The sequence below is a fragment of the Kribbella solani genome (genome assembly GCF_014205295.1).
In the GTDB taxonomy this organism is placed as follows: Bacteria; Actinomycetota; Actinomycetes; order Propionibacteriales; family Kribbellaceae; genus Kribbella; species Kribbella solani.
On the sequence record NZ_JACHNF010000001.1, the window covers coordinates 5,190,254 to 5,209,033 of the forward strand.

An 18,780-nucleotide genomic window follows, 5' to 3' on the forward strand; every position below is an offset into this window, starting at 1 on the left:
CTTTGGCGCAAGGCAGGCGCGTGGTGCTGGAAGGCCATCACCACAATCAACTCACCAACACACACCCAGCTCAGCAGCGGAGTACGCGAGGGAGTACTACGTAGCGCGGTACGCGACGGTGATGTCGTAGCGGTCTGAGCGGTAGATGGATCGGCCGAACTCGATTACCTGGTCGGTTGCGGTGCGGGGTGCTGAGGTGATGATCAGGCAGGGGGTGGTGTTGTCGATTTCGAGGAGTTCGGCGTCGCCTGGTTCGGGTGGGGCGGCGACGATGGAGGCGGAGACCATGCCGAGCTGGACGCCGTAGCGGGTGGCGAGTTCGGTGTAGAGGGACTTCTCGGTGAAGTCGATGTCGTCCAGGCCGGGGTAGCGGTGCAGGGAGAGGGCGGTGCGTTCGATCGCCATCGGGCTGCCGTCGGCGGTGCGGAGGCGGTCCAGGTGCAGGACCGGCGTACCGATCGGTTCCTCGAGTTCGCGGGCGAGGTCCTCGTCGGCGGCGCCGACGCGGTGTTCGAGGACCTTGGCGCCGGGGGTGATGCCGCGGTTGACCATGTCCTGGGTGAAGGAGGAGGCGAGCATCCGGGACGGGCGTGGTTCGGCGACGAAGGTGCCGCCGCCGGGGCGCCGGGCGGCCAGGCCTTCGGCGACGACGCGGTCGACTTCCTGGCGGACGGTCATCCGGGCGACGCCGAAGCGTTCGGCCAGGACGCGTTCGGACGGCAGCACGGTACCGACGGCCAGCGAGCGGGTGAGATTCTCCAGAATCTCGCGAATCTGGTCACCCTTCGGGCGATCGGTCCGCAGCTCGGTGGGGAGCTCGGCGAGGTCGCCTGGGTTGTTCCGTGGGCGGGCCATGAGGTCAGTATCCCTGGGAATCTGCCCGGCAAACCGGTTGCCGGGGACGCGGGCCGCGGCAAGTCGTACCGCGCAGGCTGTCCGTGACCACGTCGTCCCGAACCACCTTGTCAGCCCGACTGTAACGTCCAGTGCCACCTCACGGCCAGTGACGATCCACAGGGCCCCGAACACGCCTCCGCACCTAAGTCAGAACAAGACTCGGCACGACGCTCAGCGCAATCTCAGCCGGTGCCGGCCGGGGGTAGTTTGGACGCTATGACCCGGGCACAGTTCGCGCAGGAGACGTCGTCGGCCGGCGAGTGGAAGCGGCAGGGCAACCGGTTCACCGGCCGGATCAGCAGGCACTCGGCCTCGGCGCCGGGCGAGGGACCGGACGGGGAGGGGCGCTGGCCGGTCGAAGCCGGGCGGTACCGGTTGGTGGTGAGCCTGGCCTGCCCGTGGGCGCACCGGTCGGTGATCGTGCGCCGGCTGCTCGGCCTGGAGGACGCGATCAGCTTGGCGGTGGTGGACCCGATCCGCGACGAGCGCGGCTGGCGGTTCACGCTCGACCCGGACGGCCGCGACCCGGTGCTCGGCATCGAGTACCTGTCCGAGGCGTACCTGCGCACCGACCCGGCGTACGACGGCCGGGTGACGGTGCCCGCGATCGTCGACACCCGCACGGGCGAGGTGGTCACCAACGACTACCCACAGATCACGCTCGACCTGTCCACCGAGTGGGTCGACTTCCACCGCCCGGATGCGCCACAGCTGATCCCGGCGGAGCGCGCGGAGATGGACGCGCTGATCGACGACATCTACCAGGACGTGAACAACGGCGTGTACCGCTGTGGTTTCGCGACCAGCCAGGAGGCGTACGAGGCAGCGTACGACGCCCTGTTCGCACGACTCGACGTACTCGAGAATCGGCTGGCGCACCGCGAGTACTTGCTCGGTGACACGTTCCGCGAGGTGGATGTGCGTCTGTTCACCACGCTGGTCCGGTTCGACGCGGTGTACCACGGCCACTTCAAGTGCAACCGCCAGAAGCTCACCGAGTACCCGAATCTGTGGGCGTACGCGCGCCGCCTGTACCAACTGCCCGGGTTCGGCGACACGGTCGACTTCGATCAGATCAAGCGGCACTACTACGTCACGCACGACAACATCAACCCGACCGGCATCGTCCCGAAGGGCCCTGACGCTCGAGTCTGGCTCAGCTGAACCAACTACACCGCCAGCGCGGCCAGCGCGGCGTTCACCGCGGACCGCAGTTGCGCCCGGGTCGCCCCTGACCGCGACCGCAGGTTGATCGCGTACGCCAGCAGCGTGAGCAACTCGGCCGCACCCTCGACCTCGGTACCCGCCCGCAGCTCCCCGTTGCCCTGGGCAACCGTCAACGCGGCGGCCAGCGCGTCCCGCAGTACGGCGTGATGCTCCGCCAGCACCGCCCGCACCGCGTCCGGCGGGTTCTCCGCGTTCGCGTTCGACATCATGCAACCCCACCCGGCGTACTCCCCGGACAGCCGCAGTCGCAGCAACCGGTCGAAGAACGTCGTCACCGCCGCCAGCCCGCGACCGTCCGCGGCCAACTGGGCGAACATCGGCCGGGACCGGTGCTCGAGGTACCGCCGGGCCGCCGCCGCGTACAGGTCGTCCTTGCCGCCGAACGCGTTGTACAAGCTGGACCGGCTCAGCCCTGTCGCCGCGACCACGTCCTGGATTCCGGTCGCCGCGCTTCCGCGCCGCCAGAACAGCTGCTCGACCGTGGCCAGCGCCACATCCTGGTCGAAGTGTTTGACATCGGGCATGCTCAGCATCATATCTTGGAACGACCGATCCAAGATAAGCCACCCGAGGAGCCTCGATGCTCGACGTACTCCTGCTCGACGTGAACGAAACGCTCACCGACCTGGAACCGCTCCGGGACGACTTCGAGGCCGCCGGGCTCCCCCGGCACACCCTCGACGCCTGGTTCGCGGCAATGCTCCGGGACGGGCTGGCGCTGACCACGGCCGGGGCGTACGCCGACTTCCCCGCGCTGGCCCGCGAACTTCTGGAGGCGCAACTCGTCGCCGCGGGCATCGAGCCGACCGAGGAACGGGTGACCGGCGTACTGTCCGGGTTCACCCGCGTACCACTGCACCCCGACGTGGCCCCGGGTCTTCGCAAGGTCCACGCGGCCGGTGTGCGCATCGTCACGCTGACCAACGGCCGGGCGGCGATGTCCGAAGGCGTCTTCACCGCCGGCGGGATCATGCCGCTGCTCGAGCACCGCCTCGACGTCTCGGTACCGCGGCGCTGGAAACCGCACCCGGACGCGTACCGCTACGCCGCCGAGGTCTGCGGCGTACCGGTGGAGCGGATGGGTCTGGCCGCGGTGCATCCGTGGGACATCGACGGTGCGCGACGCGCCGGTCTGCAGGGCTTCTACGTCGACCGGCGGAACACCCCGTACCCGCAGGCCTTTCTGCCGCCGGACCTGATCGTGCCGGATTTCGAGGCGCTCGCGGTTGAGCTGGCAAGGTAAACTTGGGCTCAGGGTGTGCCGGGAAGTCTGGTCGGCGTCCGTCCGACCGACCCCGAATGAAGGGCCGTCCCATGAGCCAGCACCCTCGAGCGCGGTCGAAGCGGCGCGCGTTTCCCCGGGTCCTGGGCCGCGAACGCGCGTTCCTCTCCGACCTGCTCCGGACCGAAACCACCGGCGGCCTGTTGCTGCTCGCCGCCACGGTGGTCGCGCTGATCTGGGCGAACTCGCCTTGGCAGGACGCCTATCACCATCTGCGGGACGCGCAGCTCGGTCCGTTGACGGTCGAGGCGTGGGCCTCGGACGGCGCGTTGACCCTGTTCTTCTACCTGGCCGGGGTGGAGCTGAAGCGCGAGCTGGTGGTCGGTTCGCTGTCGAAGGCCAGCGAGGCTGTCGTACCGGTGGTGGCGGCGATCTCCGGAATGGTGCTCCCGGCAATCATCTACCTGATCACCAACCTGGTCGCGAGCAACGGCAAACCGCACGGCTGGGCGGTGCCGACCGCGACCGATATCGCGTTCGCGCTGGCCGTGCTGGCGATCGTCGGCTCCTCGCTGCCGACCGCGCTGCGGGCGTTCCTGCTGACGCTGGCAGTGGTGGACGACTTCGGCGCGATCCTGGTGATCGCGGTGTTCTTCTCACATGGTTTCCACCTGTTCGCGCTGCTCGCCTCGATCGCGTTGATCGCGCTTTGGTACGTGCTGCAGCGGCTCCGGGTTCGTACGCCCTTCCTGTACATCCCGATCGCCATCGGCGCCTGGTGGTTCATGCACGAGTCCGGGATTCACGCCACGATCGCCGGTGTCGCGCTCGGCCTGGTCACCCGGGTGGTCGCCGATCCCGGTGAGGAACACCCGCCGGCCGAGCGGATCGAGCACCGGTTGCGCCCGTGGTCGGCAGCGGTCGCGGTGCCATTGTTCGCCCTGTTCGCCGCGGGGGTGACGTTGAGCGGTGGCGCCATGCGCCAGATGCTCACCGACCCGGTCGCGATCGGGATCGCGGCCGGCCTGCTGTTCGGGAAGGCGATCGGCGTCTTCGGCGGGTCGTGGCTGACCGCGCGGTTCACCCGCGCCGAGCTGAACTCGGATCTCGCCTGGCGGGACGTCGGCGCGGTGGCCGTACTGGCCGGCATCGGGTTCACGGTCGCGTTGCTGATCACGCAGCTCGCCTTCGGGTCGGACACGGCCCAGATCGAGCGCGCCAAGGCGGCCGTTCTGATCGCCTCGGTACTGGCCGCGCTGATCGCCGCGTTGCTACTGGCTCGCCGAAACCGCGCGTACGCCGATTGACCCGCGGGTACGGACGGTAGTGTCGGGTCACGGACGTGTGGGAAGGAGTTGCGATGTCGATGGGGCAGCACGGGGACGAGCCCACGGTCGGCCAGCTGGTCGCGAACGCCAGCAAAGACCTGTCCAGCCTGGTCCGCAGCGAGGTCGAACTCGCCAAGACCGAGCTGAAGAAGACCGCGATCGCGGCCGGAACCGGCGCCGGCATGTTCGCGGCGGCCGCCTTCCTGGCGCTGCTCGCGGTCATCCTGCTCTGCATCGCCGCGGCGTACGGTCTGGTCGCGGCCGGTCTGCACCCGGCGATCGCCTTCCTGATCGTGGCCGGCGCCTTCCTGCTGATCGGCGCGGTCCTGGTCCTGATCGGGATCCGGATGCTGAAGAGCGCGAAGGGCCCGGAGCGGACGATCGAGACCTCGAAAGAGTCGGTCGAAGCGCTGAAATCGATCGGAAAGGGCCACGAGGAGCACGCCGCCCTACCGGAACCAGGCGTCCAGGATCAACCCGGCGTCCGGGCTGAACCAGGCGTCCCGCGCTGAGCCCGGCGGGAGTCGTCGACCTGCTGGTCGACGGCCCCTGGTCGCACTCCCTGGTCGCGGCCAACGGGGCCCGGTTCCACGTCGCGGAGTGCGGTGCGGCGGACGACCCACTCGTACTGTTCCTGCACGGTTTCCCGGAGTTCTGGTGGGCGTGGCGGCATCAGCTGCCGGTGGTCGCCGCGGCCGGGTACCGCGCGGTCGCGATGGATCTGCGTGGGTACGGTGCGAGTGACAAGACCCCGCGCGGCTACGACCCGTACACCGCCGCTGCCGACGTCTCCGGCGTGATCCGGTCACTCGGTGCGTCCGACGCGGTTGTGGTCGGGCACGGATGGGGCGGTTTCATCGGCTGGTCGGCCGCCGTACTGGCGCCGCGGCAGGTCCGCGCGCTGGCGGCGGTGTCCGCGCCGCATCCGCTGCTGCTGACGCGGTCAGGTCAGCGGAAGGCGGTCACGCGGACTGCCTGGTTTCAGCTGCCGATCCTCCCGGAGCGCCGGTTGCTGGCGCACGACGGCATCCACATCGAGCGCCTGCTCCGCGCCTGGGCCGCGCCGGGCGGAGGTTTCCCTGACGCGGAAGCCTCCCGCCGGTACCGGGCCGCGTTGCAGGTCTGGCCGGCGCCGCATTGCGCGCTGGAGTACCACCGCTGGTTCGCCCGATCCCGGTTCCGGCCCGATGGGCGCAAGTTCTCGGCCCAGCTGCGTACGCCGGTTGCCGTGCCCGTGCTCCAACTGCACGGCGCCCAGGACCCGGCCATCTCCCCGACCGCGACCACACCCCCGGATCTGGTCGCGGCGCCGCTGCGGCACGAAGTGATCACCCCAGCCGGCCACTTCCCGCACGAGGAGGCGCCGGACCTGTTCAACACGCTACTCGTGGATTGGCTTCGCTCGTTCGCTGCTTGACGCAGGGCAGCGTCCCGGTGCTGCTGGTGACCTGCCACGCACCGTCGATCAGCTGCAGGACGTAGATCCCCGCCGCGGGAGTGTCGCACCCGTCACGCAGTACGAGAGGTACGTCTCGACGGCTGCCCCGAGTGACCACCGAACCGACCGTCAGGGTGGCGCCTTGACTCGAGACACAGTTCAGTTCGACCGGGCCGTCCCAGCGAACCGATGCGAACGGGCGAACGGCTTGCTCGATCAGCGCCCGATCGGCCGCGCTGAAAACAGGTCCGGGCGGTGCCATCAGACTCTCCGGATCGGCCCCAGGGCTCGGAGACCTGGCCCCCGGGCTCGGAGACCTGTCCACCGAGCTCGCCGGCGGCGTGACCGCGCCGACGAACTGGATCAACTCGGCGTGTACCTGAACCTCCATCAAGCTCTCCGACCTGGGCCGAAGGTTCCGCGTCAGCGTCGCGATCGCCGCGGCCCAGACGGCGCCGTCCTCGCCGGACCGCGTCCGCCGGGTCTCCGGCTGGGCGGTGTCCGAACTGCCGGTGCCCGGCCGGGCCGCCGGATCGTGCCGGCGCAGACCGTCGGCGGCGACCAGGACGCCGGCGATCACCGCGAGGACGGCGGCCGCGGCCAGCAGGGCCGGTGCGACCCGATGCCGTCGCTTGGTTGCCACCGGCAAGCTGTCGGCCAGGTCCTCCTTGTCCGCAAAGGTTTCGCGAAGCAGCTCGGCGAGCTCGTCATCGGTCAGCTTGGGCATCTCAATCCTCCTCTGCCAGGGTGTCGCGAAGCGTCGCGAGAGCGCGGGCGGCGTTCGAACGGACCGTGCCCGGCGCGACGCCGAGCACCTTCGCGATCTCGTCGTCCGGCAGGTCCTCGTAGTAGCGCAGCACCAGTACCGCCCGCTGTTTGTTCGGCAGCCGGGCGAGCAGCCGCCAGGTGGCGTCACGCTGTGCCTGGCGGGCACCGATGTCCTCGTGGTCCGGGCCGTCGACCGGCTCGGCAAGCGGTACCTCACTGTTCTTCAGCAGGCGGCGCCACCCGAGGAACTCGTTCACCACCATGGTCCGCAGGTACGCCTCAGGGTGATCCAGTACGCCGATCCGGCCCCATTTCCGGTGCGCCCGGGCCAGCACGGTCTGCACCAGGTCCTCGGCCGTGTGCACGCTCCCGGAGAGCATCACCCCGAGCCGGAGCAGGCGTCGCTCGTACGCCCGCACCACCTCCTCGAACGAGACCGGATCCGTCGCCACCACCACGTACCTCCAATGCGGTGACAGACGCGATCTGCTGCATCCGGCTCAGGTGCAGGACTGGGTGGACACATCCTGGGTCGCGGTGGCGCCGGCCCGGGCGTCGGCGGCGACCTGCTGGGCGGTCAGTACATATCCGGTGCGGTTGTCCTCGACCGAGGCGGCGAACACCACCCCGTACACGGTGCCCTTGCTGGACAGCAGCGGGCCGCCGGAGTTGCCGGGACGGACCGATGCCCAGATCGAGAACGCTTCGCGGGTGACCGTCTTGTCGCCGTAGATGTCCGGGCCGCGGAGGCGTTCCTCGGAGCGGATCCGGGCCGCCTCGGCGTCGAACGGACCGTTCTCCGGGTAGCCGAGCACGACCGCCGGGTCGTCCGCCTTCCCGGTCAGGTCGAAGCTCAACGGCTTCTCGTTCAGGTTCTTCACGTACAGCACCGCGATGTCGGTCTCCGGATCGAAGACGACCACCTTCGCGTCGTACTTGCGCCCGTTCACCTCGACCTGCGGCGAACTCACGCCGGCCACGACATGCGCGTTCGTCATCACGCGTTGCGGCGCGTACACGAACCCGCTGCCCTCGAGGCCGCGGGAACAGCTGGCCACCCCGGTCACCTTCGCGATCCGGGTGTACGCCGCGCGGACCGTCGGCTGCCGGGCGATCGCACTGTCCGGCGGCTGCGTCTCGCGGATGCGCTCCGGGACGAACGGGTCCAGGAAGCGGGGGAACAGATCGGTGTTGACCACGTCGTTGAACGACTGCAGCGCCCGGTCGGCACTGCTCGGCAGCACCTGATCGACCTTCGCCAGCACCTCGGAGCCGCGGACCGCCGCCGTCACGTTCGGGATCCGGGCACCGCTGACCGCGACGCCGAGCACCCAGGCGACGATCAGCACCGACGCGGCCGCCAGCGCGGCGCCGCCGAGCGCGTCCAGGAACCGCAGCGGCCGCCAGGACAGCTTGTCCCGGATCCGGGACCCGATGACGGCGCCCAGCGCCCGCCCACCGGCGGCCAGCAGCACCACCGCCACCAGCGCGACGAAGGACACCGTCACGCTCGGTGAGAAGTGATCAAGTGCTTTCGGGGCGCCCCAGACACCGACCGCGGCACCGGCGAGCAGGCCGGCGGTGGCGCAGGCGCCGACCACGAAGCCCTCGACGTACCCGGAGATCGCCACCAGCGCGGCCGCGCTCAGCACCACCCAGTCGAGCCAGTTCACTCGGCACCTTCCGACGATCCATCTGTTGACCGGCCGAGATCGTGCTCGATGGCGGTCATCCGCCGCACGTCCTCCGGCCGGCGTCCCTCGCTTCGCCAGGCCGCCTCGACCAGCCGGTCGGGCAACGGTACGACGTTCGAGGGGCTCCAGTCTCGGTGCCATCCGCCGAGCAGCAGCAATTTGTCCAGCAGCCCGGCGGTGAACCCCCAGATGTAGAGGTCATCGATGGTGAACGCGGGACCGGTGAAGCCGGACGGGTGCAGGCAGCTGATCCGGTTCGCCGGGTCGGCCAGCGCGCTGATCGGCACCTCGTGCACCGAGGCGACCTCGGCCGGGTCGACCACCGCCACCGGCGACGGCTCCCGCCACCAGGCCAGCACCGGCGACACGCCGAAGTTGCTCACCGGCACCCAGAGCGCCGGCCAGATCCCGAACGGGACCACGCCGCGCGGATCCAGACCGGTCTCCTCCTCGGCCTCCCGGAGCGCCGTCCGGACCAGGCCGTCGTCGCCAGTGCCGTCCTCCGGGTCCACGCCGCCGCCCGGAAACGCCATCTGCCCGGCGTGCTTACGCAGCGACCAGGACCGCTCGGTGAGCAGCACCTCCGGCCCATCGTTGCCCTCAGCAAGCAAGATCAGGACGGCGGACTTGCGTACGGAGGGGTCGTCCGGCGGCAGGAACCTGGACAGTTCGCGCGGATCCACATCGTCCGAAGCCTTTGCCAACGGGCGCAGCCAGTCCGGGATACCGACGTCGCCGAAGATCATGGGGTGATCCCGAGTTTGTCCTTGACCAGTTGATTCAGCTGGTGCTGGGAGGTGAGGACGCCGCGGTGTACGTACGCGATCGTGCCGCTGGAATCGATGAACGCGGTCAGGGGTGGACCGCCTACCTTGAGCGCTTTCTGGATCGCTTTGTCCTGATCGACCAGGTGCGGGTAGGTCAGGCCCTCGTCGGCGGCGAACTTCACCGCGAGCTCCGGGCGCGGGTCGTCGTAGTCGATGCCGAGCATGGTCACCTTGCCGGACTTCGCCAGGTTGGCCAGGTACGGCGCTTCGTCGCGGCAGGGGCCGCACCACTGCGCCCAGATGTTGACGACCAGCGGGCCGCGGAGGTCGGCGAGGCGGACGTCCGGACCGGCGCCGAGACACGGAAGCGAGATGTCCGGCAGCCCGTTGCTGACGGGCGGCTTCGATTCGACCGTCGGGCAGCCGGCAAGCTTGTCCGCCCCCGGCACCGCGTTGCCCCCCGCCGACTGCCCGGCCGTCGCGCCGGACGACTGGCTGGACTGCCCCGGCGAGTTTTCCTCGGCGCCGCCCCGGCCAGCCGCCTGCTCCGACCCACACGCCACCAAGAACAGCACCAACGCGACAACACCACCTGCCGCAAAGAGCAGCCGGCCACCGCGCGTACCGGATCGGTGTGGACGGGTCACCGGACCTCCCGCGACCACGCCGGCTCTGGCCAGAAGCAGGCGGCGACGGGATCGGTGGGGACGGGTCACGAGTCCCCCCGGACCGGACGCACGTCCACACCGACTGCCGCAAGGTGCAGCCGGCGCGGGGTGCCGGGGCGGGGTAGGGGGCTCACGCCGGGACCTTCACCAGTTTCGTGGCAGCTTCCGGGTCGGTGGGGCCGGTGCCGTAGGACGGGCACCACTGGGCGATCGGGCAGGCGCCACAGGCCGGCTTCTTCGCGTGGCAGCGGCGGCGGCCGTGGAAGATCAGCCGGTGCGACAGCATCGTCCAGTCCTTCTTCGGGAACAGGTCGCCGATGAGGTGCTCGACCTTGACCGGGTCCTCCTCGGCGGTCCACCCGAACCGCCGGACCAGGCGCCCGAAGTGCGTGTCGACCGTGATCCCGGGCACATCGAAGGCGTTCCCGAGCACGACATTCGCGGTCTTCCGGCCCGTACCAGGCAGCTTGACCAGCTCGTCCAGCTTGTTCGGCACGACCCCGTCGTAGTCGTCGACCAGCGCCTGGCCGAGCTTGATCACACTGTTCGTCTTGGCGCGGAAGAAGCCGGTCGGCTTCAGGATCGTCTCCATCTCGTCCCGGTCGGCCTCCGCGTACGCGCTCGCCGTCGGGTACTTGGCGAACAGCGTCGGTGTGACCTTGTTGACCGTGACATCGGTGGTCTGCGCCGACAGAATGGTCGCCACCAGCAGTTCCAGCGGGGTGCGGAAGTCCAACTCACAGTGCGCGTCCGGGTACGTCTCGGTGAGCACCTTGTGCATCTTCCGGGCCCGGCGGACCAGCTGGGTGTGGGTCTCCCCGGCGTACACCGGAGCCTTGCGGGGGAGCTTCAGCGGGACCACGGGGAGGGGGTCCACGACACGCGGGGATGACATGGAGGCAAGCCTACGTGGCGGTGCCGACACCTGAGGGGCTACGGTTTTGTGGCGACCGGGTGTACACATATCGGTCGACGGACGTGGCTGAGCCCACATCCGGAGTCGTGGTCGAAGGTCCTAGGAGGCCCAACGTGGATGCCGCAGTGCTCCGACAGGCACCGCTGTTCAGTCAGCTCGACGACGAGGCGGCCGACGCGCTGGCCGCGTCGATGACCGAGAGCCGGCTGCGCCGCGGCCAGGTGCTGTTCCACGAGGGCGACTCGGGCGACCGGCTGTTCATCGTCACCGAGGGCAAGGTCAAGCTCGGCCGCACCTCCGCGGACGGCCGGGAGAACCTGATCGCCGTCCTCGGCCCGGGCCAGATGTTCGGCGAGCTGTCGCTGTTCGACCCGGGACCGCGCTCCGCGACCGTCACCGCGGTCACCGACGCGTCGATGATGTCGCTCACCCACGACGAGCTGCTGCGCTGGCTCGAGGGCCGCCCGGCGGTCGCCCGCGGCCTGCTCCTGCAGCTCGCGTCCCGGCTCCGCAAGGTCTCCGACGTGGTCGCCGACCTGGTCTTCTCGGACGTGCCCGGCCGGGTCGCCAAGGCCCTCCTGGACCTTGCCAGCCGCTTCGGCCGTACCGCCGACGACGGCGTCCACGTCCACCACGACCTGACCCAGGAGGAGCTCGCGCAACTCGTCGGCGCCTCCCGCGAAACCGTCAACAAGGCCCTCGCCGACTTCGCTTCCCGCGGCTGGGTACGCCTCGAACCCCGCTCGGTGGTCCTCCTCGACGTGGACCGCCTCCAACGCCGGGCCCGCTGACCCTCTCCATCCCACTCCTGTCCGCTCCGCCCGGCCAAACCCTCCGTTTCAGGGGATATCCCCCGAACCGCAGGGTTGCCCCCTGAAAATTCGAGGGGGCAACCCCGTGCTTGAGAGGGCAACCCTCAGCTGTTCAGGTGCTCCAGCTGGGCGCGGACTGACCTTTCGGCGGCCGGCCAGAGGGTCTTGTCCACGTCGGCGTAGACGTGGGCGACGATCGCCTCGGGGGTGGTGTGGCCGGCGGCAAGCGCCTCGCGGACCTGGGTGAGGCGTTCCTGACGGTGGTTCAGGTAGTAGGTGAGGACCGCGCTGGGGTCGTCGATCACGGGCCCGTGGCCGGGGAGCAGGCGGGCGACGCCGGCCGGGGAGTTGGCGAAAGCCCGGAGGTGCTCCAGGGAGTTCAGGTACGGGCCCAGGGCACCATCCGGGTACGCGACCACCGACGTACCGCGGCCGAGAACCGTGTCGCCGGTCAGCAGCGAACCGTCCTGAGGCAGCCAGAAACACACCGAGTCGAGCGTGTGACCGGGCGTGGGCAGTACTTCGACGCGGAGACCGTCGACGGTGATCACATCACCTTCGGACAGGCCGTGGGCGTGGTCGGTCGGGATGCGGAAAGCCGGATCCACCGCGCGTACGCCGCAGCCGGCCTGGTTGGCGAACCAGGCGGCACCGTCGGAGTGATCCGGGTGATTGTGGGTCAGCAGCACGACCGCGACCTGGCCTGCCTCGGCGAGGACCGCGCGCAGGTGGTCCTCCAGCATCGGGCCGGGATCGACGACCACCGACCGCTCCGCACCGGGAGCGCGCAGAATCCAGGTGTTGGTCCCGTCCAGGGTCATCGGGCCGGGGTTCGCCGCGAGTACCAGGGTGGCGTAGTCGGTGACGTTCATGTGGTCTCCAGATAGGCCTGGTCGCCGTCGAGACGCACGGTGGGCATGATCGCCCGGATGGTCCGCTCGCCGGCCGCGTCCAGGACCGCGGCCACGTCGGCGTACCGCGAGAGTTCGTGACAGCAGATGTACGTCGGCGGCAGCATCAGTACTTCGCCCGCGTCGACGGCGGCGACTGCTTTCTCCGGGCGGATCCAGGTGACTTGGTCGGATTCGCTGGTCACGTCGCGGGTGACCTGGCCGGCCGGGAGGGCGGCGACGAAGAACGCGGTGTCGTACCGCTTGGGCTCGAACTCCGGCGTGATCCAGTGCGCCCACGGGCCGAGCAGGTCGGCACGCAGGACCAGGCCGCGGCGGTGCAGGAACTCCGAGAAGCCGAGCTCGCGGGATTCCAGGGCGACCCGGTCGGCCTCCCAGTCCGCGCCGGTGGTGTCGTCGACGATCGAGTCCGGCGACGGGCCGGCCAGGAGTACGCCGGATTCCTCGAAGGTTTCGCGGACGGCGGCGGCGACGTACGCGGCGGCGGTCGCGGCGGAACAACCGAGCCGCCCGGCGAACCAGTCCGGCGCCGGGCCGGACCAGGAGTCCGCGACCGTCGAGTCGGTCGGATCGACCCGACCGCCCGGAAACACCGTCATCCCCGCCGCAAACGCCATCGTCCGCTGCCGCCTCAGTAGGTAGACCTCTGTCCCATCACCCTGAGTGGAGTTTCTCAGCAGGATGACCGTCGCGGCGGGGTGCGGTGGGGTGGGGGTGCGGGAACCCTGGGCGTACTCGAGGGCTACTTCGGCCATCCGGCCGGTCATCAACTCGGACGTCAGATCCCGCACCTCGTCACACCTTCCGCTCCGCCACCGCGGTCAGCCGACCTCGACGATCAGTTCAATCTCTACGGGGGCATCCAGCGGCAACACCGGTACGCCGACCGCGCTGCGCGCGTGCTGCCCAGCGTCACCGAAGACCTGCCCGAACAGCTCGGACGCGCCGTTCGCGACCTGCGGCTGACCGGTGAAGTCGGCGGTGGACGCGATGAACGCGACCGCCTTCACGATCCGCTTGACGTTCGCCAGGTCGCCGATCTCGGCCTTGACCGCGGCCAGCGCGTTCAGCGCGCACTGCTGGGCGCACTCGCTCGCCACCTCGGCGGTGACCGCGTCGCCGACCTTGCCGGTCGCGATCAGCGCGCCCTCGCGCAGCGGCAGCTGACCGGACGTGTACACCAGGTCACCGGTGCGGACCGCCGGAACGTACGCGGCGACCGGCTTGGCCACCTCGGGCAGCTTCAGGCCGAGCTCGGCCAGCTTCTCTTCCGGGTGGCTCACTTGTCCTCGATCTCTCGCTTGAAGTAGGCGACCAGGTTCTCCGGGTTGAGGCCCGGCACGACCTGGACCAGCTCCCAGCCGTCCTGGCCGAAGTTGTCCAGGATCTCCTTGGTCGAGTGGACCAGCAGCGGCGCGGTGAAGTACTCGAACTTCTTCATACAGGGGACTCTACTGAAACCTCCCCTATCCCACCGGCCCCGGTCAGGAACGCTGTGGTGTGGAGCACGTCCTACCCTGGGACCTATGGCACGACTGCACGTGGTCACCGGTAAGGGTGGCACCGGGAAGACCACCGTCGCGGCCGCCATGGCGTTGTCCCTGGCCGAACAGGGCAAGCGGGTGCTGCTCTGCGAGGTCGAAGGACGCCAGGGGCTGGCGCAGCTCTTCGACGTTCCGCCGCTCCCGTACGTCGAGCGCCGGATCGCACAAGGTCCCGGCGGTGGCGAGGTGTACGCGCTGGCGGTGGACGCCGAGGCGGCCCTGCTCGAGTACCTCGACATGTACTACCACCTCGGCCGCGCCGGGAAGGCACTGGAGAAAGTCGGTGCGATCGACTTCGTCACCACGATCGCGCCCGGCCTGCGCGACGTACTGCTCACCGGCAAGGTGTACGAGGCGACCCGACGGAAAGCACACGGCAAGCTCGCGTACGACGCGGTCGTGCTGGATGCCCCGCCGACCGGCCGGATCGCGCCGTTCCTGAACGTGAACCACGAGGTGGCCGGACTGGCCAAGGTCGGGCCTATCCGCAATCAGGCGGACGCGATCATGGGCATGCTCCGCTCGGACGTGACCCGGATCCACCTGGTCACGTTGCTTGAGGAAATGCCGGTGCAGGAGACGCTGGACGCGGTCGAGCAACTGGAGGCGCTGGACCTGCAGATCGGGTCGATCGTGGTGAACCTGGTCCGGAACAGTCCGCTCGACGACGACGCGCTCGCCCTTGCGGTGAAGGAGAAACTGCCCGCCGCGGAACTGACCCGGGGACTGAAGGCGGCCGGGCTGACGATCGGCGACGACCTGGTCCGGACGCTCGCCACCGAGGCGCACGACCACGCGATCCGGGTGGGCCTGGAACGCGAGAACCGCGACCGAATCGATGCCCTGGGCAAGAAAGTCACCGAGCTGCAACTGCAGCCCGAAGGCATCGACCACGGCGCCCTGATCGACCTGGCAGAGGAGTTCCGGGCATGAGCGCGACGCGACCGGCCGGGGAGGCCACCCGATGACCGGGCTCGATCTTGACGCGTTGATCGACGACCCGGGTACACGGATCGTGATCACCTGCGGGGCGGGTGGGGTCGGCAAGACCACGACCGCGGCGGCGCTCGGATTGCGGGCGGCGGAGCGGGGACGGAAGGTCGTCGTGCTGACGATCGACCCGGCCCGGCGGCTGGCGCAGTCGCTGGGGCTGACCGAGCTGGACAACACCCCGCGGGCGGTGGCCGACGTGAACGCGGCGAACGGTGGCCGGCTGGACGCGATGATGCTGGACATGAAACGGACGTTCGACGACGTCGTACTGCAGCATGCGACGCCGGAGAAGGCCGAGCAGATCCTCGCGAACCCGTTCTACCAGGCGCTGTCGTCGTCGTTCGCGGGGACGCAGGAGTACATGGCGATGGAGAAACTCGGGCAGCTGCACAAGCAGGCCGAGCAGACCGGCGACTGGGATCTGATCATCGTCGACACTCCCCCGTCACGCTCCGCGCTCGACTTCCTGGATGCGCCGGAGCGGCTCGCGTCACTGCTGGAGGGCCGTTTCCTCCGGTTGCTGCTGGCGCCGGCGCGCGGTCCGTTCAAGCTGATGTCGGCCGGGGTGAACATGGCGATGTCCGTACTGAACAAGGTGCTCGGCGCGCAGGTGCTGACCGACGTACAGACGTTCGTGGCGGCTTTCGACACGCTCTTCGGCGGGTTCCGGCAGCGGGCCGAGCAGACGGTGGCGCTACTACGGGAACCGCATACCGCGTTCCTGGTGGTGGCCGCGCCGCAGAATGACGCGTTGCGCGAGGCGTCGTACTTCGCCGAGCGATTGCGCGCGGAGGGCATGCCGCTGGCCGGCGTCGTGCTGAACCGGGTGACGAACACGCAAGCCCCGGAGCTGTCGGCGGAGCGGTCACTCGCCGCCGCGGAGAAGCTCGAGGAAGCGGACAAGTCGCCGCTGACCGCCGCGGTGCTGCGGTTGCACGCGGACAAGATGCAGCAGGTCGTCGGCGACCACAAGCGCGCGGAGCGCTTCCGCCGCGGCCACCGCGCGATCAGGATCGTCGAGGTCCCCGCCCTCGCCGACGATGTCCACGACCTCACCGGCCTCCGCGAAATCGGAGACCTCCTCACCGCCTGAGTTCACCGTCAGCGAACGCGCGGGAGCCTGGGAATTACTTGCTTACACCTGTGGTTGAGCCTGTCAGACTCAATCTTGTAAAGGGTGTGACAGCGTGACCGATACGTTGAATCTTCCTGTTCTGCCGCTGGACGACGCAGTGGTCCTGCCGGGGATGGTCGTGCCGGTCCGGCTCGCTGACAGCGAGGCCCGGGCGGCGATCGACGCCGCGCAGGCCGCGGGTCACGACCAGGTCCTCCTGGTGCCGCGGCTGGACGGACAATATGCGAAGGCCGGAACGCTCGGCGAGATCGAGCAGATCGGCCGGCTGCCGGGCGGTGACCGGGCGGCCGTGATCCGGGGTACCCAGCGGGTCCGGATCGGCGCCGGCACCACCGGTCCGGGGGCAGCGCTCTGGGTGGGCGCGACGGTGATGTACGAGATCACCGACGACCGCTCCGCCGAGCTGGCCCGTGAGTACAAGACTCTGACCACCTCCGTGCTGCAACGTCGCGGCGCGTACCAGGTGATCGATTCGATCAAGCAGGTCGACGACCCGGCGGAGCTGTCCGACCTGGCCGGCTACGCGTCGTACCTGAACAACGAGCAGAAGTCCTGGCTGGTCGAGAACGCGAACGTGTCCGAGCGGCTGGAGAAGCTGATCGGCTGGGTGAAGGACCACCTCGCCGAGCTCGAGGTCTCCGAGACGATCCAGAAGGACGTCCAGGAGGGCATGGAGAAGCAGCAGCGCGAGTTCCTGCTGCGCCAGCAGATGGCGGCGATCCGCAAGGAGCTGGCCGAGCTGGACGGCAAGGCCGAGTCCGAGGAAGAGGACTACCGGGCCCGCGTCGAGGCGGCCGATCTGCCCGAGCACGTCGCGAAGGCGGCGCTGGCGGAGGTCGACAAGCTGGAGCGGACCGCCGAGCAGTCCCCCGAGGTCGGCTGGATCCGGACCTGGCTGGACACCGTGCTCGAACTGCCCTGGAACGATCGCACCGAGGACAGCTACGACATCCGCGAGGCGCGGGCCGTACTGGACGCGGACCACGCCGGGCTGGACGACGTGAAACAGCGCATCACCGAGTACCTGGCCGTACGGCGCCGTCGCGCGGACCGTGGTCTCGGCGTCGTCGGCGGTCGCCGCAGTGGCGCTGTACTCGCGCTGGTCGGGCCGCCTGGTGTCGGCAAGACGTCGCTGGGTGAGTCGGTCGCGCGGGCGATGGGACGGAAGTTCGTCCGGGTCGCGCTCGGCGGTGTCCGGGACGAGGCCGAGATCCGCGGTCACCGGCGTACGTACGTCGGCGCGCTGCCGGGCCGGATCGTCCGGGCCATCACCGAAGCCGGTTCGATGAACCCGGTGGTGTTGCTGGACGAGATCGACAAGGTCGGCGCGGACTACCGGGGCGACCCGACCGCGGCGCTGCTGGAGGTCCTCGACCCGGCGCAGAACCACACCTTCCGGGACCACTACCTGGAGGTCGAGCTGGACCTGTCCGACGTGGTTTTCCTGGCCACGGCGAACGTGCTGGATTCGATCCCGGGGCCGTTGCTGGACCGGATGGAGCTGGTGCAGCTGGACGGGTACACCGAGGACGAGAAGGTCACCATCGCCCGTGACCACCTGCTCCCGCGACAGTTGGAGCGGGCGGGCCTGACGGCGGACGAAGTGACCGTCCAGGACTCGGCGCTGCGGGTGCTCGCGGGTGAGTACACGCGGGAGGCCGGGGTCCGGCAGCTCGAGCGCTCGATCGCGCGCGTGCTGCGGAAGGTCACGGCTCAGCTGGCGCTGGGTGAGGAACTGGGTGCCCTGACGGTCGGCTCTGGTGAGCTGAAGAAGTACCTGGGGTCGCCCAAGTTCACACCGGAGTCGGCGGAGCGTACGGCGCTACCGGGCGTGGCGACCGGTCTTGCCGTGACAGGTGCCGGTGGTGACGTGCTCTTCGTCGAGGCGTCGCTGGCGGACAAGGAGACCGGCCCGACCGGGGTCACGTTGACCGGACAGCTCGGCGACGTGATGAAGGAGTCGGCGCAGATCGCCCTGTCCTACCTGCGTTCGCACGGCGCGGAGCTGGGTCTGCCGGTCGGTGATCTGGCCGAACGGAACGCCCACATCCACGTACCGGCCGGTGCTGTCCCGAAGGATGGACCATCGGCTGGTGTGACGATGACAACGGCGCTCGCGTCGCTGCTGTCCGGACGGCCGGTCCGTTCGGAGGTCGCGATGACCGGTGAGGTGTCACTGACCGGGCGGGTACTGCCGATCGGTGGCGTGAAGCAGAAGCTGCTCGCGGCGCACCGGGCCGGGCTGACCACGATCCTGATCCCGAAGCGGAACGAGCCCGACCTGGAGGACGTGCCCGCGTCCGTACTGGCCGAGCTGACCGTGCACCCGGTGAGCGACGTCCGCGAAGTACTGGACCTGGCCCTGGAACCGGCCGAGGTCGTGGCGCACCAGTACGCCGCCTGAGGTAGCTGTAGACGATAAGCCCGCGCGACACGCGCGGGCTTATCGTCCTTTCGGAC

At 69.5% G+C, this 18,780-nt stretch carries 21 protein-coding genes; 9 read left to right on the plus strand and 12 right to left on the minus strand.

Features of this window, described 5'->3' with window-relative positions; genetic code table 11:
* Positions 1-96: 96 nt before the first annotated feature.
* Complete coding sequence (locus HDA44_RS23595) at positions 97-855, minus strand: GntR family transcriptional regulator (protein ID WP_184837887.1); 759 nt, start codon at positions 853-855, stop codon at positions 97-99.
* 258 nt (positions 856-1,113) lie between these two features.
* Here HDA44_RS23595 and HDA44_RS23600 point away from each other — a divergent pair, with 258 nt between their 5' ends.
* On the plus strand, positions 1,114-2,061 hold the full coding sequence (locus tag HDA44_RS23600; protein ID WP_184837889.1) for a glutathione S-transferase family protein: 948 nt from the start codon (positions 1,114-1,116) through the stop codon (positions 2,059-2,061).
* A 5-nt stretch (positions 2,062-2,066) separates the two neighbouring features.
* Here the strand turns inward: HDA44_RS23600 and HDA44_RS23605 are convergent, their stop codons facing one another.
* On the minus strand, positions 2,067-2,648 hold the full coding sequence (locus HDA44_RS23605; RefSeq protein ID WP_184837891.1) for a TetR/AcrR family transcriptional regulator: 582 nt from the start codon (positions 2,646-2,648) through the stop codon (positions 2,067-2,069).
* Positions 2,649-2,704: 56 nt separating this feature from the next.
* On the opposite strand from HDA44_RS23605, the gene HDA44_RS23610 reads away from it, so the two are divergent.
* The 4 genes from HDA44_RS23610 (at position 2,705) to HDA44_RS23625 (ending at position 6,091) form a co-directional block, all read left to right on the plus strand.
* Entirely contained in the window at positions 2,705-3,367 is a 663-nt protein-coding gene (locus HDA44_RS23610) for a haloacid dehalogenase type II (protein ID WP_184837894.1), read from the plus strand.
* 71 nt (positions 3,368-3,438) lie between these two features.
* The gene (gene nhaA, locus HDA44_RS23615; protein WP_202887521.1) at positions 3,439-4,653 is read left to right on the plus strand and encodes a Na+/H+ antiporter NhaA; all 1,215 of its coding nucleotides are present in this window, start codon (positions 3,439-3,441) and stop codon (positions 4,651-4,653) included.
* A gap of 53 nt (positions 4,654-4,706) precedes the next feature.
* Entirely contained in the window at positions 4,707-5,186 is a 480-nt protein-coding gene (locus tag HDA44_RS23620) for a phage holin family protein (RefSeq protein WP_184837898.1), read from the plus strand.
* A gap of 50 nt (positions 5,187-5,236) precedes the next feature.
* On the plus strand, positions 5,237-6,091 hold the full coding sequence (locus HDA44_RS23625; protein WP_238353281.1) for an alpha/beta fold hydrolase: 855 nt from the start codon (positions 5,237-5,239) through the stop codon (positions 6,089-6,091).
* Here HDA44_RS23625 and HDA44_RS23630 read toward each other — a convergent pair.
* From HDA44_RS23630 to nth, 6 genes are all read right to left on the minus strand, one after another.
* Complete coding sequence (locus HDA44_RS23630) at positions 6,048-6,839, minus strand: hypothetical protein (protein ID WP_184837900.1); 792 nt, start codon at positions 6,837-6,839, stop codon at positions 6,048-6,050. The genes HDA44_RS23625 and HDA44_RS23630 overlap by 44 nt on opposite strands.
* 1 nt (position 6,840) lies before the next feature.
* Complete coding sequence (locus HDA44_RS23635; RefSeq protein WP_184837902.1) at positions 6,841-7,332, minus strand: SigE family RNA polymerase sigma factor; 492 nt, start codon at positions 7,330-7,332, stop codon at positions 6,841-6,843.
* Between the two features lie 48 nt (positions 7,333-7,380).
* Entirely contained in the window at positions 7,381-8,553 is a 1,173-nt protein-coding gene (locus HDA44_RS23640) for a MarP family serine protease (protein WP_184837904.1), read from the minus strand.
* Entirely contained in the window at positions 8,550-9,320 is a 771-nt protein-coding gene (locus HDA44_RS23645) for an NUDIX hydrolase (protein ID WP_184837906.1), read from the minus strand. The genes HDA44_RS23640 and HDA44_RS23645 overlap by 4 nt, the downstream gene beginning before the upstream one ends.
* Complete coding sequence (locus HDA44_RS23650; RefSeq protein ID WP_337906309.1) at positions 9,317-9,988, minus strand: TlpA family protein disulfide reductase; 672 nt, start codon at positions 9,986-9,988, stop codon at positions 9,317-9,319. Before HDA44_RS23650 ends, HDA44_RS23645 begins: the two co-directional genes overlap by 4 nt.
* 151 nt (positions 9,989-10,139) lie before the next feature.
* Entirely contained in the window at positions 10,140-10,904 is a 765-nt protein-coding gene (gene nth / locus HDA44_RS23655) for an endonuclease III (RefSeq protein WP_238352529.1), read from the minus strand.
* 134 nt (positions 10,905-11,038) lie between these two features.
* Between nth and HDA44_RS23660 the strand changes: the two genes are divergently transcribed.
* Positions 11,039-11,716 (plus strand): Crp/Fnr family transcriptional regulator, encoded by a 678-nt coding sequence (locus tag HDA44_RS23660; RefSeq protein ID WP_184837908.1) that lies wholly within the window; start codon positions 11,039-11,041, stop codon positions 11,714-11,716.
* Between the two features lie 125 nt (positions 11,717-11,841).
* Here the strand turns inward: HDA44_RS23660 and HDA44_RS23665 are convergent, their stop codons facing one another.
* The 4 genes from HDA44_RS23665 to HDA44_RS23680 are packed head-to-tail and all read right to left on the minus strand — an operon-like array spanning position 11,842 to position 14,089.
* Entirely contained in the window at positions 11,842-12,609 is a 768-nt protein-coding gene (locus HDA44_RS23665) for an MBL fold metallo-hydrolase (RefSeq protein WP_184837910.1), read from the minus strand.
* Positions 12,606-13,439, minus strand: coding sequence for an NUDIX hydrolase (locus tag HDA44_RS23670; protein ID WP_337906311.1), 834 nt, complete (start codon positions 13,437-13,439; stop codon positions 12,606-12,608). The genes HDA44_RS23665 and HDA44_RS23670 overlap by 4 nt, the downstream gene beginning before the upstream one ends.
* 30 nt (positions 13,440-13,469) lie before the next feature.
* Positions 13,470-13,931: a RidA family protein gene (locus HDA44_RS23675; protein WP_184837912.1), complete on the minus strand. Its 462-nt coding sequence runs from the start codon at positions 13,929-13,931 to the stop codon at positions 13,470-13,472.
* Entirely contained in the window at positions 13,928-14,089 is a 162-nt protein-coding gene (locus tag HDA44_RS23680) for a Sp36 family protein (protein WP_165553378.1), read from the minus strand. The genes HDA44_RS23675 and HDA44_RS23680 overlap by 4 nt, the downstream gene beginning before the upstream one ends.
* A gap of 85 nt (positions 14,090-14,174) precedes the next feature.
* Here HDA44_RS23680 and bagA point away from each other — a divergent pair, with 85 nt between their 5' ends.
* The 3 genes from bagA (at position 14,175) to lon (ending at position 18,724) form a co-directional block, all read left to right on the plus strand.
* Positions 14,175-15,125 carry an ATPase BagA gene (gene bagA, locus HDA44_RS23685; protein WP_184837913.1) on the plus strand — a complete coding sequence of 317 codons (951 nt, stop codon included), beginning with the start codon at positions 14,175-14,177 and terminating at the stop codon, positions 15,123-15,125.
* Positions 15,126-15,156: 31 nt separating this feature from the next.
* Positions 15,157-16,278, plus strand: a complete 1,122-nt coding sequence (gene bagB, locus HDA44_RS23690) for an ArsA family ATPase (RefSeq protein ID WP_184837915.1) — start codon at positions 15,157-15,159, stop codon at positions 16,276-16,278.
* Between the two features lie 94 nt (positions 16,279-16,372).
* Positions 16,373-18,724, plus strand: coding sequence for an endopeptidase La (gene lon, locus HDA44_RS23695; protein ID WP_184837916.1), 2,352 nt, complete (start codon positions 16,373-16,375; stop codon positions 18,722-18,724).
* The last annotated feature ends 56 nt before the right edge of the window (positions 18,725-18,780 follow it).

Coding starts and splice junctions, on each gene's coding strand:
- HDA44_RS23595 (WP_184837887.1), bottom strand. CDS start 855: ATGGCCCGCCCACGGAACAACCCAGGCGACCTCGCCGAGCTCCCCACC.
- HDA44_RS23600 (WP_184837889.1), top strand. CDS start 1,114: ATGACCCGGGCACAGTTCGCGCAGGAGACGTCGTCGGCCGGCGAGTGG.
- HDA44_RS23605 (WP_184837891.1), bottom strand. CDS start 2,648: ATGCCCGATGTCAAACACTTCGACCAGGATGTGGCGCTGGCCACGGTC.
- HDA44_RS23610 (WP_184837894.1), top strand. CDS start 2,705: ATGCTCGACGTACTCCTGCTCGACGTGAACGAAACGCTCACCGACCTG.
- nhaA (WP_202887521.1), top strand. CDS start 3,439: ATGAGCCAGCACCCTCGAGCGCGGTCGAAGCGGCGCGCGTTTCCCCGG.
- HDA44_RS23620 (WP_184837898.1), top strand. CDS start 4,707: ATGTCGATGGGGCAGCACGGGGACGAGCCCACGGTCGGCCAGCTGGTC.
- HDA44_RS23630 (WP_184837900.1), bottom strand. CDS start 6,839: ATGCCCAAGCTGACCGATGACGAGCTCGCCGAGCTGCTTCGCGAAACC.
- HDA44_RS23645 (WP_184837906.1), bottom strand. CDS start 9,320: ATGATCTTCGGCGACGTCGGTATCCCGGACTGGCTGCGCCCGTTGGCA.
- nth (WP_238352529.1), bottom strand. CDS start 10,904: ATGTCATCCCCGCGTGTCGTGGACCCCCTCCCCGTGGTCCCGCTGAAG.
- HDA44_RS23665 (WP_184837910.1), bottom strand. CDS start 12,609: ATGAACGTCACCGACTACGCCACCCTGGTACTCGCGGCGAACCCCGGC.
- HDA44_RS23680 (WP_165553378.1), bottom strand. CDS start 14,089: ATGAAGAAGTTCGAGTACTTCACCGCGCCGCTGCTGGTCCACTCGACC.
- bagA (WP_184837913.1), top strand. CDS start 14,175: ATGGCACGACTGCACGTGGTCACCGGTAAGGGTGGCACCGGGAAGACC.
- bagB (WP_184837915.1), top strand. CDS start 15,157: ATGACCGGGCTCGATCTTGACGCGTTGATCGACGACCCGGGTACACGG.